Origin of the sequence: Aeromonas sp. WP2-W18-CRE-05 (genome assembly GCF_014168615.1) — a bacterium.
Classification (GTDB): Bacteria; Pseudomonadota; Gammaproteobacteria; order Enterobacterales; family Aeromonadaceae; genus Aeromonas; species Aeromonas caviae.
On sequence record NZ_AP021917.1, the window covers coordinates 1,149,749 to 1,166,846 of the forward strand.

Consider the following 17,098-nt stretch of genomic DNA (forward strand, 5'->3'; position numbering starts at 1 on the left):
CGGGCCTAGGTGGCAGCGAACAGGCGACCGATGGCCAGACCCAGGGCCTCGCTGCGTTCGGGGTCACGCAGTTTTGCCAGCATATCATTGCGCAAGGCCGGTAGCGTGACGAGCTCGGCAAATACCTGGTTGAAGAACTGGGTGGGTTGCAGGGCGAGCTGCTCCAGAAACAGGCCGAGCAGTTCGGGGTGTTTCAGATCGGGCCAGAGGCGGCCAGCGATGGCGAGGAGCAGGGCCGGGCTTGGCCGGGTTTGCAGCAGGGTCAGCAGCTTGTTGGTGCGCAGTCCGTTGCCCGGGCAGGAGGCCAGTGCCCGGCACAGATAGGCCAGGGTTTCGGGGTCAGGCTCGGCGCACTCCTGCTCCTTGCCGATGCGCTCCAGCAATGCGCCTTGCAGGGCAGGAGGCAGGGGGGCGTTCTCCAGGCTCTGGCACAGGGCGTAAAGAGGGGCCTGCGGCAGCATGGGCAAGGCCTTGCAGACCAGTGCCAGGTTGCGTTCAACCTGCAGCCGCTCCGCGAGATCTGCAAACCCTTGCAGTCCCAGGGCCTGCCACCCCTCTTCCCCCGGCGCCGCCAGATAGTGGCAGAGGGCCTCGTAGTAAGCGGAAGGGGCTTGTTCCAGCTGGCGGGCCAGTTTGGCGTGCACACTGGCCATCTTGGCCTCGGCCGGACGGAAGGTGTAGGGGTTGTCCGCCAGACGCTTGGCCTTCTCTTCGTCCAGTTCACCAGTGAGCTTGTAGCCCAGAGTCTCTACCACCTGATCCATGAAATGCTTGGGGCCGCTGGAGATGAGCAGGCCGCGTTCATCGAGGGCGAACTTGAGGAACCAGAGGTAGTGCCTGGATTCGGTGGGCTGGAAGAAGTGCACGCCGAGCCAGGCGTGCTGCTGCAACGGCCAGGGGTAGGGCTCCTGCTGCTGCTCGATGCGCACGAAGAGGTCGCTGGGGAGCGGGCGCACCTGGCGGCCCAGATCGAACAGCTGGAACTGGGTATCGGCCTGGGTCAGAAACTCGGTCAGGGTGTTGATGGAAGACATGAAGAGATCCCGCTTGAAGATAATGCGGGCGATTATAAGGGGGCTGCACCAGATAGCCAGAGGCGGTGATGCAGGGGATGAAGGTGACGGCATCATGGCAGCCATTGCGGGGTCGGTGTATAGTAGCGCCCCTTTTTGATGGCCGTATTGAGTGGGGCCCCGTCGAAGACCGGGCCCGCGATGAGGAAGTGAGCGAGATGAATCAATATCTGCTGGTTGCCGGTCTGCTGGGAGAGCTGACTGCCGAGTTGCAACGTCTGGAACGCTGGCAAGCCGATCATCCGGGGAGCGAGGCGCTGGCAAGCGAGCTGCCGTTCTGTGTCGATACCCTGAGTTTCGATCAGTGGCTGCAGTTCGTGCTGATCCCGCGCATGGAGCAGCTGGTGTTGCTGCAGGCTCCGCTGCCGACCAGCGTCTCCCTCTATCCCATGGCGAGTGAGGTCTATAAAGAGGAGCTGGCGGAGGTCGAGGCCCTGCTTCGTCTGATCGCCCGTTTCGATCTGCTGCTCTCCGGCAAAGTGGTCGAACAATGATGGACGAGCAGACCCGGACAGCGGATGCCTTGCAGCCGACTCTGCTCTATCAGGATGACTGGCTGGTGGCGGTGAACAAACCGTCCGGTCTCCTGGTGCACCGCAGTTGGCTCGACAAGGCCGAGACCCGTTTCGCCATGCAGATGACCCGTGATCTGATCGGGGGTCGTCATGTCTACCCCGTGCACCGACTGGACAGGCCCACTTCGGGTGTGCTGCTGTTTGCTCTCGATCCTGCCGTGGCCCGTACCCTGACCGAGGCCTTTGCTGCCCGTCAGGTCCACAAGGAGTACCTGGCACTGGTGCGGGGATGGGCCCCCGAAGAGGGGCTCATCGACTATCCGCTCAAGGAGCAGCTGGACAAGATTGCCGATGCCTTCAGCGACCCGGATCGCCCCGCCCAGGAGGCGGTGACCGCGTTTCGTCGTCTGCATCAGGTCGAGCTGCCCTTCGCCGTCTCCAAGAAGCATCCCACCAGTCGCTACAGCCTGGTCCGCCTCTTTCCCAAGACGGGGCGCAAGCACCAGCTGCGCCGCCATCTGGATCACCTGTTCCACCCCATCGTCGGTGATACCACCCACGGGGATGGCCGGCACAACCGCTTCTTTCGCGAGCACTACGGGTGCGACCGCCTGCTGCTCATCGCGCACCGTCTGAGCTTCGAGCATCCGGTGCTCAAGGTGCCGATGCGGATCCAGGCGCCCCTGGGCCCCGAGGTGCTGGGTCTGTTCGCCCGTCTGGGCTGGCCTGCCAGCGAGCAAGACTACGGCGCCTGAGCCTCTTTCCATCTGTTGCCTCTGACCGGGCTGTGGCATGCTGTAGCCCAGGTACGTCAGAGGAATGACTTATGGCTCAACGAGATATCGCCTGCGCAATCGCGTGCCCCCCGTCCGTTCAGGGGGGCTCTTCCTACCCATCCCGGTCTTGCCGGGCCCAATGTCTGTCCCTGAGGAGTCGCTGATGGCCGAGATCGACATCCTGGTCGGCACCGTCTACGGCTCTGCCATGCTGGTGGCCGAGACCCTCTCTGATCACCTGCAAGCCAATGGCCATGTCTGCCAGATCTTCGATGACGCGGCGCTGACCGACATCGATGCCTCCCGCTTTCTGCTCATCGTGACCGCCACCACGGGGCAGGGGGATATACCGCCCAATTTGCAGCCCTTTGCCAGTGCCCTGGCCGATCGTGCTCCTTATATGAAGGGATGGCGCTATGCCCTCATCGCCATGGGAGACAGCAGCTATGAACACTTCTGCGGAGCGGGGCGAACGCTGGATGCCCTGTTGCAGGAGCTGGCTGCCGAGCCACTGGTTGTGCACCTAGAAATCGATGCGACGGTAGAAGATGAGCCTGAAGTGGCGGCGCTGGCCTGGTTGAAAACCTGGGAAAATAGACTGTAGCCAGACCCTTCTCCCCGAGAATAAATTCACCTCCGTGAGTGTGCTGACGGGGGTGTTTTATTTTTGGGGCGTCACGCCTCAGCCCCCAAATATATCCTCTCTTTCGTCTGGTTATTTTTCTCGCCAATGATGATAACCGGTTGGCCATATTCATCATCACCCACGACAAATTGAAAAATTAAAAGTTCCGCATTGAAAGCGATTTCAGTCATGTTTTTGCTACTGCGATACGGATTTATCACTTAACTCTCGTCGCAAATTAATATTTGAAAGCGCTTTCTTTGGTGTTTGTTTTCTTGTTTTTGCTCATTGCTGGAGATTTTGGTCAGAAAACTCAAGTTTACTGAGCTGTTGTTGCCGTGATTGTTGGCGGCGTGCGATTTGTCATCGTTTTGTGAATCAGCTCACGTTTGCAGGGAATTTGGGTACCTATAATCGACCTCGGTTATCACCAAAACGTTTTTCCGGTGATAAGAACTTGAATATCAGGATCACACTCCTCTCAGCGGGAATAAGGAAAATGAAAATGAAAGCAAAGTGGCTCCCGATCGCTGCAGCAGTAACCGCAGCCCTGGCTTCCCAAGCCGCCTTCGCCGTTGATTTCCACGGCTACTTCCGTTCCGGTGTCGGTGTTTCCGAGGATGGAAGCATGCAGACTGGTCTGTCAGATAATGCAAAACAGAAAGTTGGTCGTCTGGGTAATGAAGCGGATACCTATGGCGAAATCCAGCTGGGTTCTGAGGTTTTCAACAAAGACGGTAAAACCTTCTATGTGGACTCCATGGTTGCAATGACATCCAATGGGTCTAATGACTGGGAGTCCACTGAGTCTCGATTCCAATGCACCTCTGCCGATGGCTCTACATTGGACGGATGTGAAAATAAGGAAGACGCTACTTTTGCTCTGCGTCAGTTCAACGTACAAGCCAAGGGGCTGCTGGGCTTCGCGCCGGAAGCCACCCTCTGGGCCGGTAAGCGCTACTACCAACGCCATGACGTCCACATATCTGACTTCTACTACTGGAACATCTCCGGTGCCGGTGCCGGTATCGAAGGCATCCAGGCCGGTCCTGGCAAGGTTTCCTTTGCTTGGGTTCGCAACGACCGCAGTGGTACGGGTGATGGTTGGACATACAATGATGAAATGAATGTCAACACGCTGGATCTGCGTTATGCCGGCATCCCGCTGTGGCAAGACGGTTCACTGGAAGTTGGCGTAGATTATGCGATTGCCAATCCATCCGACGCCCAAAAAGATTCGACCAATCCTCAGTATAAGAATGCCAAAGATGGTGTCATGCTCACCGCCGAGCTTACCCAAGGCATCTTCGGTGGCTTCAACAAGACAGTGCTGCAGTACGGTACCGAAGGCTATTCCAAGGCGTTTGCCTTCTGGGGTGACGGCTCCTGGTACGGTGCCGAGGCCAAGGATGGTGCCGATGGTTTCCGCTTCATCAACCACGGTGTGATCCCAATGGGCAACTCCTGGGAAATGGGTCACCAGCTGGTTTATGGGGTAGGCAACGAGATGTGGGTTGGCAATGACAAATGGGAAACCATGTCCGTCGTTGCTCGCCCGATGTACAAGTGGGATGACTTCAACAAGACCATCTTTGAAGGCGGTTACTTCAAGGACAAGAACAAGTCCACCAATGGTTCTTCCCTTGAGGATTCTGGTTACAAGCTGACTCTGGCGCAGGCCTGGTCTGCCGGTTCCAGCTTCTGGGCTCGCCCGGAGATCCGCGTGTTTGCCTCTTACCTTGCCCAAGACAAGCAGGATATGAAGGGTAATGCGTTCAATGGTGGTACATCCGATGACACTTGGAACTTCGGCGTACAAGCAGAAGCCTGGTGGTAAGCAATATCTTCAGTTAAGTTAGTCACTGCCCCCTTATGGGGGCAGTTTTGTTTAGCAGGATTTGGCAACCGGGTTATGGAGATAAGAAGAATGAAACTGGTAAAGATGTCTATCGCGGCCGTGGTTACCGCGCTGTTGGCCGGTTGTTCCGGTAGCATGGTAGTGCCCGTGCAGGAGCACGCCTCCATTCTGAGTAATGCCGATCAGGCCAAGCAGGTGCTCTCCCAGGCAACCAGTTGTTGCACAGGGTTCAACGAATTCAATTATGTCTCCCTGCCGGAAGGCGAGACGCTGCTGGCCATCGACGGCAAGCAGCCCAGTTATCAGTTTGACGAGGGCATGAGCTATTTTGCCGCTTATCGTCTGCCGGCCAATACCGGCAATCTGGCCATCACCCTGGCCTCCCAGGTCAGCAAGACGGTCCTGGTTCCCAAGGTGATCATGCTGGATGCCCAGTTCAAGGTGACTCGCGTGCTGGGTGAGTCGGTCTTTGCCTATCAACCAGCCCACCTGCTCGACAACGACAGGATTGAGGGGCGTGTGTTCGTGGACCGCAGCATGCCGGGCAATCCCGCCACTGAAACCTATATGGTGGTCTATGCGCCGGCCAACGAGACGGCGGGCAGCACCACCATCTTGCACCCCGCGAAGGCCTTTGCCCGTGCCAACGGCACGGTCGAGCCGGATATCAAGGACCCCGTGATCCCGCATTCGCCCTGGGGTCTGGTACAGATAAAGGTCACGGACATGGCCAAGGGACAAGGCCTGGAAGCCGTGTTCAAGCCTGAATACGCCGACAAGGTGGCGATGAGCCAGGCCAAGCCTGCTACCACTGCCGTGGCTGCGACGGCGGCCACCACGGCAGCCGTTGCCGCAGCGCCGAGCAAACCGGCTCCCGCCATGCTGAGCGAGACCGAGAGCTTCTACAACGCCCAGATCGAGAAAGCGGTGAAGGCCGGTGACATCGACAAGGCGATGCAACTCGTGAATGAAGCCGAGCGTGCCGGTTCAACCAAGGCGAAATCGGTCTTTATTGATGCAGTGAAACGTTCACAGAAGAACTAAATATCTCGGTTTATTAAAATCGATATTTATTGGAGGCCTCCCTTGTTGGAGGCCTTTTTAATCGGTAGACCGGGAATTCAGATAATAAGTGCGACACTCATGGATGAATGGCGAGAGGTGGCCAACTGCTGATTGGTGGTACCCTTCTGCTCGCCAAAGTAAAAGCAGTATCACCATGAGCTATCAGCAGTTGACCGAGGGGCAACGATACCAGTTATCGGTGCTTCGCGCACAGGGGATGTCCATCCTTGCCACCGCACGCGCCATTGGCGTTCATCGCTCCACCCTCTACCGGGAGCTGCGTCGTAACGCCGGGCCGCAGGGCTACCAGCCAGACAATGCGCATCAGCACGCCACCCACCGACGGGCCAGTGCGGCCAAATCTCGGCTATCTGCCGATGTCATCCAGTTTGTCGAGCTGACACTCGCCTGGTGGTGGAGCCCGGAGCAGATAAGCGCGGTGGGCAAGCAGATAGGCCTCATGGTGAGTCACGAGTGGATATACCGCCATGTGGCCGCCGACAAAGCCCGGGGTGGCCAGTTGTACCGCCATCTGCGCCAGGGCCACAAGCGCTACCGCAAGGGGGCGAGCAGCCTGCGTTCTCCCATCAAGGAAGCCCGCTCTATTGATGAACGGCCGGCTATCGTCGATAGCCGGGAGCGGCTCGGTGATTGGGAGGCGGACACGGTGCTGGGCAAGCAAGGCACAGGTGCACTGGTCACCCTGGTGGAGCGCAAGAGCCGGCTCTATCTGGTCAAGCGGGTCGCGAGCAAACAGGCTGGGGTGGTGCGGGATGCGATAATCGAGATGTTAACGCCCTACATCGAGCAGGTGCATACCATCACCTTTGACAACGGCGGCGAGTTTGCCGAACACAAGGCGATAGAGGAAGCGCTGGGTGCCGAGACTTACTTTGCGCACCCTTACTCTTCGTGGGAGCGCGGTCTGAACGAGAACAGCAATGGGCTGTTGAGGCAGTTTATCCCAAAGGGAACAGACCTGAGAGAGGTCACGGACGAGGATGTCAGGAGAGCGGAGCAGTGGCTCAACCTACGACCTCGGAAATGTCTCGGATTCAGGCAGCCTGTCAAGGTATTCGAAGAGTACCGTCAGGCGGCATAGGCGAGTGTCGCACTTCGAAGTTGAATTCGCGGACTGGATAATATAAATCCGCAATAAGTTACATTTGGTTACAGTAAGTATCGTTGAGTATTATTTGGTTTCTTTGTGATTTATTTTGAAGTGGTTTATTTCTTTTTGCGGCGAAGCTATAACAATACGAAATAATATTCAAGATAGTCCCCTCTCTGCTTATTTATTATCTTGTGATCTCTCCTCCAAATTTATTATTCCCTTGTTTCCGACAGAGGCATTTCCACCCCCGCTGGGTTATATTCTGCTGGTCAAAATAAGCAACCCGGAAAACGCATTTGGCGCAGTGACGGATGAAGCACATCGTCATCAATAAACTGCCCTGAGTCGTTGTCGGAAAAAAATCCATTCAGGAGCGCACACATGTTAAAAAATGCTTTCTCTAATCTGCAAAAGGTCGGTAAGGCGCTGATGCTGCCCGTATCGGTCTTGCCCGTTGCAGGTATTCTGCTGGGGGTGGGGGCTGCCCACTTCAGCTGGTTGCCGGAAATCGTCTCCCAACTGATGGAGCAGGCCGGTGGTTCCGTATTCGGCCAGATGGCTCTGCTGTTCGCCGTGGGCGTCGCCCTTGGCTTCACCAATAACGACGGTGTTTCCGGCCTGTCCGCCATCGTCGGCTACGGCATCATGACCGCCACCCTGACTGTGATGGCGCCTGTGATGGGTGTCGAGAAGATCGATACCGGTGTGCTGGGTGGTATCCTCGCCGGTGGCGTGGCTGCCTGGGCGTTCAACCGCTTCTACAAGATCCAGCTGCCAGAGTACCTCGGCTTCTTCGCTGGCAAGCGCGCCGTGCCCATCATCACCGGTTTTGTTTCCATCGGTCTGGGTGTCGTGCTCTCCTTCATCTGGCCGCCGATTGGTGGTGCCATCGGTGCCTTCTCCGACTGGGCTGCCAACCAGAACCCGGTCCTGGCCTTCGGCATCTACGGCGTGGTTGAGCGCTCCCTGATCCCGTTCGGTCTGCACCACATCTGGAACGTGCCGTTCTTCTATCAGGCTGGTACATGCGTCAACGCCGCCGGTGAAACCGTACACGGCATCATGACCTGCTTCCTGACTGCTGATGACGCTTCCCGTGCTGCCGGTAACGGCTTCGGTCAACTGGCGGGTGGCTACCTGTTCAAGATGTTCGGTCTGCCTGCTGCCGCGTTTGCCATTGCGCACTCCGCCAAGCCGGAAAACCGCGCCAAGATCGTAGGTATCATGGCTTCTGCTGCCCTGACCTCCTTCCTGACCGGTATCACCGAGCCTATCGAATTCTCCTTCCTGTTCGTGGCCCCGGTACTGTACGCCATCCACGCTCTGCTGGCAGGTCTGGCCTATGTCCTGACCAACATGCTGGGTGTCGTTCACGGTCACACCTTCTCCAACGGCTTCATCGACTTCGTGGTGCAATCTCCGCGTGCCGACAACATGCTGCTGCTGGTGGGTCTGGGTCTGGTCTACGCGGTCATCTACTACGTGGTCTTCACCGTGGTCATCCGTGCCATGAACCTGAAAACCCCGGGTCGTGAAGACGAAGCCGCTCAAGAGTCCTCTGCCGGTCAAAGCAAGGACGAGATGTCTGCTGCACTGGTCTCCGCCTTCGGTGGCAAAGAGAACATCGCCTCTCTGGACGCCTGCATCACCCGTCTGCGTGTCGGTGTGAAGGATGTGGCCAAGGTTGACCAGGCTGGTCTGAAGAAGCTGGGTGCCGCCGGTGTGGTGGTGGCGGGTTCCGGTGTACAAGCCATCTTCGGCACCAAGTCCGACAACCTGAAAACTGAAATGGACATCTGGATGAAGAGCAACTGATTGTCGCTCCGATACCCGAGTTCCGAAAAGGGAGGCACAAGCCTCCCTTTTTGCTGGGTTGCGTTTGGTGGCGGGGCATGTGCGGGGGCTTTCCTGACGGCGCCAGCATGGTGTGACCCAATGAAAAAGGCGCCCCTGGGCGCCTTTGCTGCATCAGACCGGCTTAAAGCTTTTCGAGATCCCGTTCTATCTCGCTGATCTTGTTCTGCACCACTTTTTCCAGATGACGCAAGTCGCGCAGTATTTTCTGCTTGATGTCCGGATCGGCGGAAGGCTGGCCGCCCTGGGTCAGATTGTCCAGCTCATCCACCACGTATTTGAGGTTGGCGTTGATCTCGGTGACATCCTTGTACTCATGGGTCCCCGAGTCGACCAGCATGGTCTTGCGCTGGCGAGGGTATTTGAATTTGACGCTCTTGGCGAAGAATTCACCCTTCTGCTTCTTGAAATAGATCTTGAGGATGTCGTGGTTGGCTTCCTGGCGCAGGGTGTAGCTGTCCACCGAGGTGGGTTCCTGGATCCCCAGGCTCTTGAGATTCTCGTACATCGGGCTTCCTTGGTTTGAAACGATCCTGACCCCTCTATCTTACCCGAGTCCGGACGCCTTGCCTGTGACAGGCGCGCCAAATTCAAATTGGTGTCAAAAAGGTCTTCTTTAATCAATGAGCCAAGGGGAGGGGTGAACGCCTTGCCAGCACTGCCATAAGCGGTATCGTCTCATGGGGGTGTGCAGTGCTGGTGGGGCAGGGGGGAGTTGGCGCCCACCCATGAGAGCGGGCATGAAAAAGGGCACCAGAGGTGCCCTTGATGACATCGGCGTGGATTACTCGTCAATGGAGCGCAGCAGGGCGTTGATGCCGACCTTGGCGCGGGTCTTGGCATCCACCTTCTTGACGATGACGGCGGCGTAGAGGCTGTACTTGCCGCACTTGGAGGGCAGGGAGCCGGAAACGACCACGGAGCCGGCCGGGACGCGGCCGTAGTGGATTTCACCGGTTTCGCGGTCATAGATGCGGGTGGACTGGCCGATGAAGACCCCCATGGAGATGACGGAGCCCTCCTCGACGATCACCCCTTCAACCACCTCGGAACGGGCACCGATGAAGCAGTTGTCTTCGATGATGGTCGGGTTGGCCTGCAGTGGCTCCAGTACGCCGCCGATGCCGACGCCGCCGGAGAGGTGCACATTCTTGCCGATCTGGGCGCAGGAGCCCACGGTGGCCCAGGTGTCGACCATGGTGCCTTCATCGACGAAGGCGCCGATGTTGACGTAGGAGGGCATCAGCACTGTGTTCGGGGCGATGAAGGAGCCTTTGCGCGCGGTCGCGGGCGGCACGACGCGTACACCGGCAGCCTTGAACTGCTCTTCGGTGTAGTTGGAGAACTTCAGGGGAACCTTGTCGTAGTACTGGGCATCGTCGCCCTTGATGATGCCGTTGTCGTTGATGCGGAAGGAGAGCAGCACGGCCTTCTTCAGCCACTGGTGGACGACCCACTCGCCGGCAATCTTCTCGGCAACCCGGGCTTTGCCGGAGTCCAGCAGGTCGATGGCTTCCAGAATGGCTGCCTTGGTGGCGGCATCGACGGAGCCGGGGGTGATGGAGTCACGGCGCTCGAAGGCCGCTTCGATGGTCTGTTGCAACTGGGTCATGACAGGTTTCCTTTATAAAATTCTGTTTGTTGTATCACACTTTTCCAATCGTTTTTAAGGGCTCTCGCCGATTTCTTCAGAATCAGAGCGATTTATTGTACTTGAGTGGTCCAACCATTTGTTCTGATTGAGGAATCAATACGTCAAAAAGCCTCTTTCGAGGCTTCATCCTAGCGTGTCAGGCACTCTCGCCAAGCGGTTCCTGGGGGTTGAGCTGATTGACCAGCCTCTCCTCGAGGGCCTGCTGCTCCTCCGGGTTCAGCGGCTCTCCGGCCAGGGTGGTGAGGCTGAAGAAGTCCTCCACCCGCTCACCGATGGTGGTGATCTTGGCGGCATGGAGGGAGAGGCCGCACTGCTGGAACACGGCACCGATACGGGCCAGCAGGCCCGGGGTATCCAGGGCTGTCAGCTCCAGCAGGGTGTGGCGGTTTTCCCCCTTGTGGGGCAGGAAAACCACCCTGGTCGGCACGCTGAACTGGCGGTGGCGTCTGGACAGGGGCTTGCTGCGCAGTACCAGCTTGCCCGGCTCCTGAAGGGCTTTCTCCAGCGCCTTCTTGATGGTGGCGGTACGATTGGGGCTGATTGGCTCGCCGTTCGGTTCCAGCACGATGAAGGTGTCGAGCACGTAGTCGTTGCGCGAATTCATGATCTGGGCGTCGTGGATGCTGAGGTTCTTCTGATCCAGTGCCGAGGCCACGGTGGCAAAGAGGTTGGGGGTATCGCGGCAATAGATGAACACCTCGCTACCGCCCCGTATGGGATGCTTGCCGATGAGCACCAGGGGGGCCGGGTTGTCACCGTGGGCGATGATCTTGCGGCAGTGCCAGGCGATCTGCTCCGGGCTGTGGCGCAGGAAGTAATCGGCCTTGAAGTCGTTCCAGAGGGCGGTGACCGCCTCCTGTGGCACCTCGCGCTGGGTCAGGATCTGCCTGGCCTGGCGCTGGTTTTCACGGATCTTGAGGCGCATGTCCGGCGGGTTTTCCAACCCCTGGCGCAGGGCCTTCTGGGTGGCGAAGTAGAGTTCGCGCAGCAGGGTGCCCTTCCAGTCGTTCCACAGACTGTCGTTGGTGGCACAGATGTCGGCCACGGTCAGGCAATAGAGCAGGTCGAGGTGCAATTCATCCCGCACCTTCTGGGCGAAGTCGGTGACCACGTCCGGGTCGTAGATGTCGCGGCGCTGGGCGGTGACCGACATCAGCAGATGGTGGCGCACCAGCCAGGCGACCAGTCGGCTCTCGTAGCGATCCAGCCCGTGCAACTGGCAAAATTCCAGCGCATCCACGGCCCCGAGTTCGGAGTGATCGCCGCGCCTGCCCTTGGCGATGTCGTGGAAGAGGGCGGCGATGCTGAGCAGCTCGGGCTTGCGCAACTGGGTGAACACCTCGTGGCAGAGCGGGTGAGTCTGGCGGCTGGCTGGATTCGGGAAGCGATGGATGTTCTGCAGCAGCCGATGGGTGTGCTCGTCCACCGTGTAGGCGTGGAACATGTCGAACTGCATCTGGCCGACGATGAGGTTCCACTGGGGCAGGTAGGCCGCGAGGATCCCGTACTTGTGCATCAGGGTGAGCGGCTGGCCGATGCCGTTGGGGTGGCGCAGGAGCGCCATGAAGAGACGGCGGCACTCGGGTAGATCTTGCAGCCAGCAGTTGAGGGTGCGTCTGGCCTCGCGCAACTGGCGCAAGGTGGCGGAGTGGATGCCGGCAATCTCCGGGTGCTGGGCTATCTGGTAGAAGAGTCGCAGGATGGCGGCAGGATCCCGGCCGAACAGCTCGGAGTCCACCGCATCGATGAGGCGGCCGCGCAGCTGGAATTCGTCGCTGATGCGGCGCACGTCCATGGCGGTGTTGCCGAGAATGGCCTCGTCAAACAGTTGCAGCAGCATCTCGTTGAGCTCGGCCACCCGCCGCACCGTCTGGTAGAAGCGCTTCATCATCTGCTCGACCGGGCCGTTTCCTTCCCCCTCGAACCCCAGCATCTGGGCCACGGTACGCTGGCGGTCGAACAAGAGGCGGTTATCCCCCTTGTTGATGGCCATGTGCAGGGCGAAGCGCACCTTCCACAGGAAGTTCTGGCAGTCGAGCAATTCCCGGTACTCGGCCCGGTTGAGAAAACCGTGGCTGGTCATCTCGAACAGGGTGGTGGCGCCGAAGTGGCGGCGGGCGACCCAGGCCAGGGTCTGGATGTCGCGAAGCCCCCCGGGATTGTTCTTGAGATCCGGCTCCAGCTTGTAGGCGGTGCCGAGAAACTGCTGGTGGCGCAGAGCCTGCTCTTCGCGTTTGGCACGAAAAAAGGCTTCGCTCGGCCAGAAGTGCTGGGGCTGGGTGGCCGCCTGCAACTGCTCGAATCCCGCCAGGCGACCCGTGATGTAACGGGCCTCGATGAGGTTGGTGGCAACCGTGATGTCGTTGCGGCCCTGCTCGATGCACTCGGCCACGTTGCGCACCGACTGCCCCACTTCCAGCTTGAGATCCCACAAGAGGGTGATGAACTCGCCGATGCGAAGCCCCAGCACCTCGTCCAGTGCATCTCCTTCGTAGAGGATCAGCAGGTCGATATCGGAGTGGGGATGGAGTTCGCCGCGGCCATAGCCGCCTACCGCGATCAGGGTGAGCTCGGTCCTGTCGAAGCCGAACTTGTGCCAGAGCCTGGTCAGCAGCGCGTCCATGTATTCGGAGCGGGTGGCCACCAGTTCGATGATGTTGTCACCGGCGTCGAAGCGCTCGTGCAGCCAGGCGAGAAAGCGGCTCAGGTACTCCTTGCAGTTGTCACGGGTGAGCTGATCGTCTGGGAGCAGATGGGGAGAAAGCAGGCTGGCATCCATGGCATGTCACACTCTCGGTCGGGCCGGGTAAAGAGCAACCCCGGCGCGCGGCCGGGGTTGAATGTCAAACGTGGCGGATAAAACGCTCGATAGTGTCGTCGGGGCGCAGGGTCAGGACCTCGCAGCCATCCTCGGTCACCAGCAGGGTGTGCTCCCACTGGGCGGAGTCGCCGCCGTCCTTGGTGGTGACGGTCCAGCCATCCTTCGGATTGACCTTGCAGTGGTACTTCTTGCTGTTGACCATGGGCTCGATGGTGAAGCACATGCCCGCTTTCAGCTCCAGCTTGCCGCCGTTGCGGTAGTGGAGGATCTGCGGCTCTTCGTGGAACTCGGCACCGATGCCATGACCGCAGTAGTCGCGTACCACGGAGAAGCCTGCCTGCTCGACGATGGGCTGGATGACGGCGCCGATCTCGGTGATGCACATGCCCGGGCGCACCCGCTTGATGGCGGCATAGAGGCTATCCTGGGCCACCTTGCAGAGCTGGCGACGCAGGGGGGTGGTCTGGCCCACGATGAACATGGCGGAGGTATCGCCGTGATAACCATCCTTGATGACGGTGATATCCAGATTGATGATGTCCCCTTCCCGCAGTTTCTTGTGGTTCGGGATGCCATGGCAGATGACATCGTTCACCGAAGTACAGATGGACTTGGGGAAGCCGTGGTAATTGAGCGGCGCGGGGATGGCCTGTTGCACGTCGACGATGTAATCGTGGCAGAGGGTATTCAGTTCGTCTGTGGTGACGCCCGCCTTGACGTGGGGGGCGATCATGACCAGCACGTCGGCGGCCAGCTGGCCGGCGACACGCATTTTTTCAATCTCTTCCGGTGTCTTGATTTTAATGGACATGGGATCTCTCTTGGGGCCTGATTGCGCATCCTGCCGATGCCCAACAACCAGGTAATGAAAAATAGATGCGTTTGCAATCAGGGCGAAATTTTATCCCCAACCCCCGTTTACTTCCAGTGTGATCGTCATCGCAACGTCATCAGGCGGTCGCACCATGGTCCGGGATCCATTTTTAGCACCCGGGCTGGTGGTGTCATGACCAAAGTTATGGTATAAAGCGCGCCGGAATGGGGAACTCGTGTCCTCATGCCATCACCCTTACTCAACAACACACACACATCGACACATATGCCGGGGTGCCTTAACGGGTCGGTTATATGGGATGTGTGGAGGCCTAACCCCAATACAGAGGTATAAAATGGCTAAAGTTTCTATGCGCGACATGCTGCAAGCCGGCGTTCACTTCGGTCACCAGACTCGTTACTGGAACCCGAAAATGAAGTCCTACATCTTCGGCGCCCGCAGCAAAGTTCACATCATCAACCTGGAAAAAACCGTTCCGATGTTTGACGATGCCATGAACTTCATCAGCTCCGTAGCTGCCAAGAAAGGCAAGGTACTGTTCGTAGGTACCAAGCGTGCCGCGTCTGAAGCCGTCAAAGAAGCCGCTGAGCGTTGCGACCAGTTCTATGTTAACCACCGCTGGCTGGGCGGCATGCTGACCAACTGGAAAACCGTTCGTCAGTCCATCAAGCGCCTGAAAGATCTGGAAACCCAGAGCGAAGACGGTACCTTCGACAAGCTGACCAAGAAAGAGGCGCTGATGCGTACTCGCGAAATGGAAAAGCTGGAGAAGAGCCTGGGTGGTATCAAGAACATGGGCGGCCTGCCTGACGTTCTGTTCGTTGTCGATGCCGACCACGAGCACATCGCTATCAAAGAAGCCAACAACCTGGGTATCCCGGTAGTTTCCATCGTTGATACCAACTCCAACCCGGACGGCGTTGACTATGTCATCCCGGGTAACGACGACGCTATCCGTGCCGTACAGCTGTACCTGAACGCTGCTGCTGACACCGTTCTGGAAGCCCGCGAGCAGGACATCGTTGTTCAAGCCGAACAAGATGGCTTCGTTGAAGCTGAGTAATTGATAAGGACTGAAAAGCCCTTATTAACCAAGCTGATGTAATTGGTTAGCAGGGGCCCTTGTGGCCCCTGTTTCTTGTCAATTCAAGACCGAGGATACTGGACATGGCAAACATTTCTGCCGCCCTGGTAAAAGAACTGCGCGAGCGCACCGCCGCTGGCATGATGGATTGCAAAAAAGCGCTGGAAGAAGCCAACGGTGATATCGAGCTGGCTATCGAGAACATGCGTAAATCCGGTCAGGCCAAGGCCGCCAAGAAAGCTGGCCGTATCGCCGCTGAAGGTGTGATCTTCGCCCGTACCGAAGGCAACGTTGCCGTCATGATCGAGCTGAACTGCGAGACTGACTTCGTTTCCAAGGATGCCGGTTTCCTGGCCATGGGTCAGAAGATCGTCGAGATCGCTGCTACCCAGAAAATCGCTGACGTTGACGCGCTGAAAGCCGCCGATTTCGGCAACGGCGAGTCCGTCGAGCTGACCATCACCAACCTGATCGCCAAGATCGGTGAGAACATGAACCTGCGTCGCGTGATGCTGGTTGAAGGTGACAACCTGGGCACCTACGTTCACGGCTCCCGCATCGGTGTTATCACCAAGCTGGTTGGCGGTACCGACGAGCTGGCCAAAGATCTGGCCATGCACGTTGCTGCCAACAGCCCGCAATTCGTCAAACCGGAAGACGTGTCTGCTGAAGTCGTTGCCAAAGAGCGCGAAATCCAGATCGACATCGCCATCAACTCCGGCAAGCCGAAAGAGATCGCCGAGAAGATGGTTGAAGGCCGCATGAAGAAGTTCACCGGTGAGGTTTCCCTGACTGGTCAACCGTTCGTGAAAGATCCTTCCATGACCGTTGCCGAGCTGCTGAAGAAAGAAGGCGCTGACGTTGTTTCCTTCACCCGTTTCGAAGTGGGCGAAGGCATCGAGAAGCAAGAGACCGACTTCGCTGCTGAAGTAGCAGCCCAGATCGCGGCCGCTCAGAAGGCCTAATCGAACCGGTTTTTCCGTTTCCCCAGACCGCGACTTATGTCGCGGTCTTTATATGACCAGGAATCAGTGACATGAGTACCAATCCCAAGCCTGCATACAGACGTGTTCTTCTGAAGTTGAGTGGTGAAGCCCTGCAAGGATCCGAGGGTTTCGGCATTGATCCGGCGGTGCTGGAACGGATGGCCCAAGAGATCAAAGAGCTGGTTGAGCTGGGTGTTCAGGTCGGTCTGGTCATCGGTGGCGGCAACCTGTTCCGTGGTGCCGGCCTTGCCAAGGCAGGCATGAATCGCGTGGTGGGTGACCACATGGGCATGCTGGCGACCGTCATGAACGGCCTGGCCATGCGTGATGCCCTGCATCGTGCTTATGTGAATGCCCGCCTGATGTCGGCCATCTCCCTGCAAGGGGTCTGCGACTCCTACAGCTGGGCCGAAGCCATCAGCCAGCTGCGCGCCGGCAAGGTGGTGATCTTCTCTGCTGGTACCGGCAACCCCTTCTTTACCACCGACTCGGCAGCCTGCCTGCGCGGTATCGAGATCGAAGCCGACGTCGTGCTGAAAGCCACCAAGGTCGATGGCGTGTTCACCGATGACCCGGTCAAGAACCCGGATGCCGTGCTCTATCAGGAACTGAGTTATGATGAAGTTCTTGAAAAAGAACTCAAAGTGATGGATCTTGCTGCTTTTACCCTGGCCCGCGACCACGATCTGCCGATCCGGGTGTTCAACATGAACAAACCGGGCGCGCTGCGCCGCGTGATCATGGGTGAGCCGGAAGGTACCCTGATCCACCAGGCCAGCAAGTAAGGCAAGTGTGAGCCCCAGGCTCGCTTGTCCATTACGCCAGTCAACAAGATAGA

General features: G+C 58.3%; 16 protein-coding genes. 10 read left to right on the forward strand and 6 right to left on the reverse strand.

The window, feature by feature from the left end; genetic code table 11:
- Positions 1–5: 5 nt before the first annotated feature.
- Complete coding sequence (locus H7R73_RS05710; protein WP_103260650.1) at positions 6–1,034, reverse strand: DUF3549 family protein; 1,029 nt, start codon at positions 1,032–1,034, stop codon at positions 6–8.
- A 197-nt stretch (positions 1,035–1,231) separates the two neighbouring features.
- Between H7R73_RS05710 and H7R73_RS05715 the strand changes: the two genes are divergently transcribed.
- The 3 genes from H7R73_RS05715 to H7R73_RS05725 all read left to right on the forward strand — a co-directional run bounded on the left by H7R73_RS05715 (position 1,232) and on the right by H7R73_RS05725 (position 2,968).
- Positions 1,232–1,567 carry a YqcC family protein gene (locus H7R73_RS05715; protein WP_010673392.1) on the forward strand — a complete coding sequence of 112 codons (336 nt, stop codon included), beginning with the start codon at positions 1,232–1,234 and terminating at the stop codon, positions 1,565–1,567.
- Complete coding sequence (gene truC / locus H7R73_RS05720) at positions 1,567–2,343, forward strand: tRNA pseudouridine(65) synthase TruC (RefSeq protein ID WP_324046314.1); 777 nt, start codon at positions 1,567–1,569, stop codon at positions 2,341–2,343. Before H7R73_RS05715 ends, truC begins: the two co-directional genes overlap by 1 nt.
- 184 nt (positions 2,344–2,527) lie before the next feature.
- Positions 2,528–2,968, forward strand: a complete 441-nt coding sequence (locus H7R73_RS05725; protein WP_041214685.1) for a flavodoxin — start codon at positions 2,528–2,530, stop codon at positions 2,966–2,968.
- A gap of 71 nt (positions 2,969–3,039) precedes the next feature.
- On the opposite strand, the gene H7R73_RS05730 is transcribed toward H7R73_RS05725, so the two are convergent.
- Positions 3,040–3,180, reverse strand: a complete 141-nt coding sequence (locus tag H7R73_RS05730) for a hypothetical protein (RefSeq protein WP_158657348.1) — start codon at positions 3,178–3,180, stop codon at positions 3,040–3,042.
- A 314-nt stretch (positions 3,181–3,494) separates the two neighbouring features.
- Here H7R73_RS05730 and H7R73_RS05735 point away from each other — a divergent pair, with 314 nt between their 5' ends.
- The 4 genes from H7R73_RS05735 to ptsG all read left to right on the forward strand — a co-directional run bounded on the left by H7R73_RS05735 (position 3,495) and on the right by ptsG (position 8,841).
- Entirely contained in the window at positions 3,495–4,826 is a 1,332-nt protein-coding gene (locus H7R73_RS05735) for a maltoporin (RefSeq protein ID WP_029313934.1), read from the forward strand.
- Between the two features lie 90 nt (positions 4,827–4,916).
- Complete coding sequence (locus tag H7R73_RS05740) at positions 4,917–5,891, forward strand: MalM family protein (protein WP_182951558.1); 975 nt, start codon at positions 4,917–4,919, stop codon at positions 5,889–5,891.
- 175 nt (positions 5,892–6,066) lie between these two features.
- The gene (locus H7R73_RS05745) at positions 6,067–7,014 is read left to right on the forward strand and encodes an IS30-like element ISAs2 family transposase (protein ID WP_019706001.1); all 948 of its coding nucleotides are present in this window, start codon (positions 6,067–6,069) and stop codon (positions 7,012–7,014) included.
- A gap of 393 nt (positions 7,015–7,407) precedes the next feature.
- Positions 7,408–8,841, forward strand: a complete 1,434-nt coding sequence (gene ptsG / locus H7R73_RS05750) for a PTS glucose transporter subunit IIBC (RefSeq protein ID WP_010673398.1) — start codon at positions 7,408–7,410, stop codon at positions 8,839–8,841.
- Positions 8,842–9,004: 163 nt separating this feature from the next.
- Here the strand turns inward: ptsG and H7R73_RS05755 are convergent, their stop codons facing one another.
- From H7R73_RS05755 to map, 4 genes are all read right to left on the reverse strand, one after another.
- The gene (locus H7R73_RS05755; protein ID WP_039039426.1) at positions 9,005–9,388 is read right to left on the reverse strand and encodes a DUF3461 family protein; all 384 of its coding nucleotides are present in this window, start codon (positions 9,386–9,388) and stop codon (positions 9,005–9,007) included.
- 276 nt (positions 9,389–9,664) lie between these two features.
- Positions 9,665–10,492: a 2,3,4,5-tetrahydropyridine-2,6-dicarboxylate N-succinyltransferase gene (dapD, locus tag H7R73_RS05760; RefSeq protein WP_010673400.1), complete on the reverse strand. Its 828-nt coding sequence runs from the start codon at positions 10,490–10,492 to the stop codon at positions 9,665–9,667.
- A 178-nt stretch (positions 10,493–10,670) separates the two neighbouring features.
- Positions 10,671–13,313, reverse strand: coding sequence for a bifunctional uridylyltransferase/uridylyl-removing protein GlnD (gene glnD / locus H7R73_RS05765; RefSeq protein ID WP_103260648.1), 2,643 nt, complete (start codon positions 13,311–13,313; stop codon positions 10,671–10,673).
- 64 nt (positions 13,314–13,377) lie between these two features.
- On the reverse strand, positions 13,378–14,166 hold the full coding sequence (gene map, locus H7R73_RS05770) for a type I methionyl aminopeptidase (protein WP_010673402.1): 789 nt from the start codon (positions 14,164–14,166) through the stop codon (positions 13,378–13,380).
- Positions 14,167–14,524: 358 nt separating this feature from the next.
- Between map and rpsB the strand changes: the two genes are divergently transcribed.
- The 3 genes from rpsB to pyrH all read left to right on the forward strand — a co-directional run bounded on the left by rpsB (position 14,525) and on the right by pyrH (position 17,045).
- Entirely contained in the window at positions 14,525–15,253 is a 729-nt protein-coding gene (gene rpsB / locus H7R73_RS05775; protein WP_010673403.1) for a 30S ribosomal protein S2, read from the forward strand.
- Between the two features lie 104 nt (positions 15,254–15,357).
- Positions 15,358–16,239 carry a translation elongation factor Ts gene (gene tsf, locus H7R73_RS05780; protein WP_010673404.1) on the forward strand — a complete coding sequence of 294 codons (882 nt, stop codon included), beginning with the start codon at positions 15,358–15,360 and terminating at the stop codon, positions 16,237–16,239.
- 71 nt (positions 16,240–16,310) lie between these two features.
- Positions 16,311–17,045: a UMP kinase gene (gene pyrH / locus H7R73_RS05785; RefSeq protein ID WP_010673405.1), complete on the forward strand. Its 735-nt coding sequence runs from the start codon at positions 16,311–16,313 to the stop codon at positions 17,043–17,045.
- Positions 17,046–17,098: the final 53 nt, after the last annotated feature.

Excerpts from the sequence above, each read along its gene's own strand:
- H7R73_RS05710 (WP_103260650.1), bottom strand. The coding sequence starts at position 1,034 with ATGTCTTCCATCAACACCCTGACCGAGTTTCTGACCCAGGCCGATACC.
- H7R73_RS05715 (WP_010673392.1), top strand. The coding sequence starts at position 1,232 with ATGAATCAATATCTGCTGGTTGCCGGTCTGCTGGGAGAGCTGACTGCC.
- truC (WP_324046314.1), top strand. The coding sequence starts at position 1,567 with ATGGACGAGCAGACCCGGACAGCGGATGCCTTGCAGCCGACTCTGCTC.
- H7R73_RS05725 (WP_041214685.1), top strand. The coding sequence starts at position 2,528 with ATGGCCGAGATCGACATCCTGGTCGGCACCGTCTACGGCTCTGCCATG.
- H7R73_RS05730 (WP_158657348.1), bottom strand. The coding sequence starts at position 3,180 with ATGACTGAAATCGCTTTCAATGCGGAACTTTTAATTTTTCAATTTGTC.
- H7R73_RS05735 (WP_029313934.1), top strand. The coding sequence starts at position 3,495 with ATGAAAGCAAAGTGGCTCCCGATCGCTGCAGCAGTAACCGCAGCCCTG.
- H7R73_RS05740 (WP_182951558.1), top strand. The coding sequence starts at position 4,917 with ATGAAACTGGTAAAGATGTCTATCGCGGCCGTGGTTACCGCGCTGTTG.
- H7R73_RS05745 (WP_019706001.1), top strand. The coding sequence starts at position 6,067 with ATGAGCTATCAGCAGTTGACCGAGGGGCAACGATACCAGTTATCGGTG.
- ptsG (WP_010673398.1), top strand. The coding sequence starts at position 7,408 with ATGTTAAAAAATGCTTTCTCTAATCTGCAAAAGGTCGGTAAGGCGCTG.
- H7R73_RS05755 (WP_039039426.1), bottom strand. The coding sequence starts at position 9,388 with ATGTACGAGAATCTCAAGAGCCTGGGGATCCAGGAACCCACCTCGGTG.
- dapD (WP_010673400.1), bottom strand. The coding sequence starts at position 10,492 with ATGACCCAGTTGCAACAGACCATCGAAGCGGCCTTCGAGCGCCGTGAC.
- glnD (WP_103260648.1), bottom strand. The coding sequence starts at position 13,313 with ATGGATGCCAGCCTGCTTTCTCCCCATCTGCTCCCAGACGATCAGCTC.
- map (WP_010673402.1), bottom strand. The coding sequence starts at position 14,166 with ATGTCCATTAAAATCAAGACACCGGAAGAGATTGAAAAAATGCGTGTC.
- rpsB (WP_010673403.1), top strand. The coding sequence starts at position 14,525 with ATGGCTAAAGTTTCTATGCGCGACATGCTGCAAGCCGGCGTTCACTTC.
- tsf (WP_010673404.1), top strand. The coding sequence starts at position 15,358 with ATGGCAAACATTTCTGCCGCCCTGGTAAAAGAACTGCGCGAGCGCACC.
- pyrH (WP_010673405.1), top strand. The coding sequence starts at position 16,311 with ATGAGTACCAATCCCAAGCCTGCATACAGACGTGTTCTTCTGAAGTTG.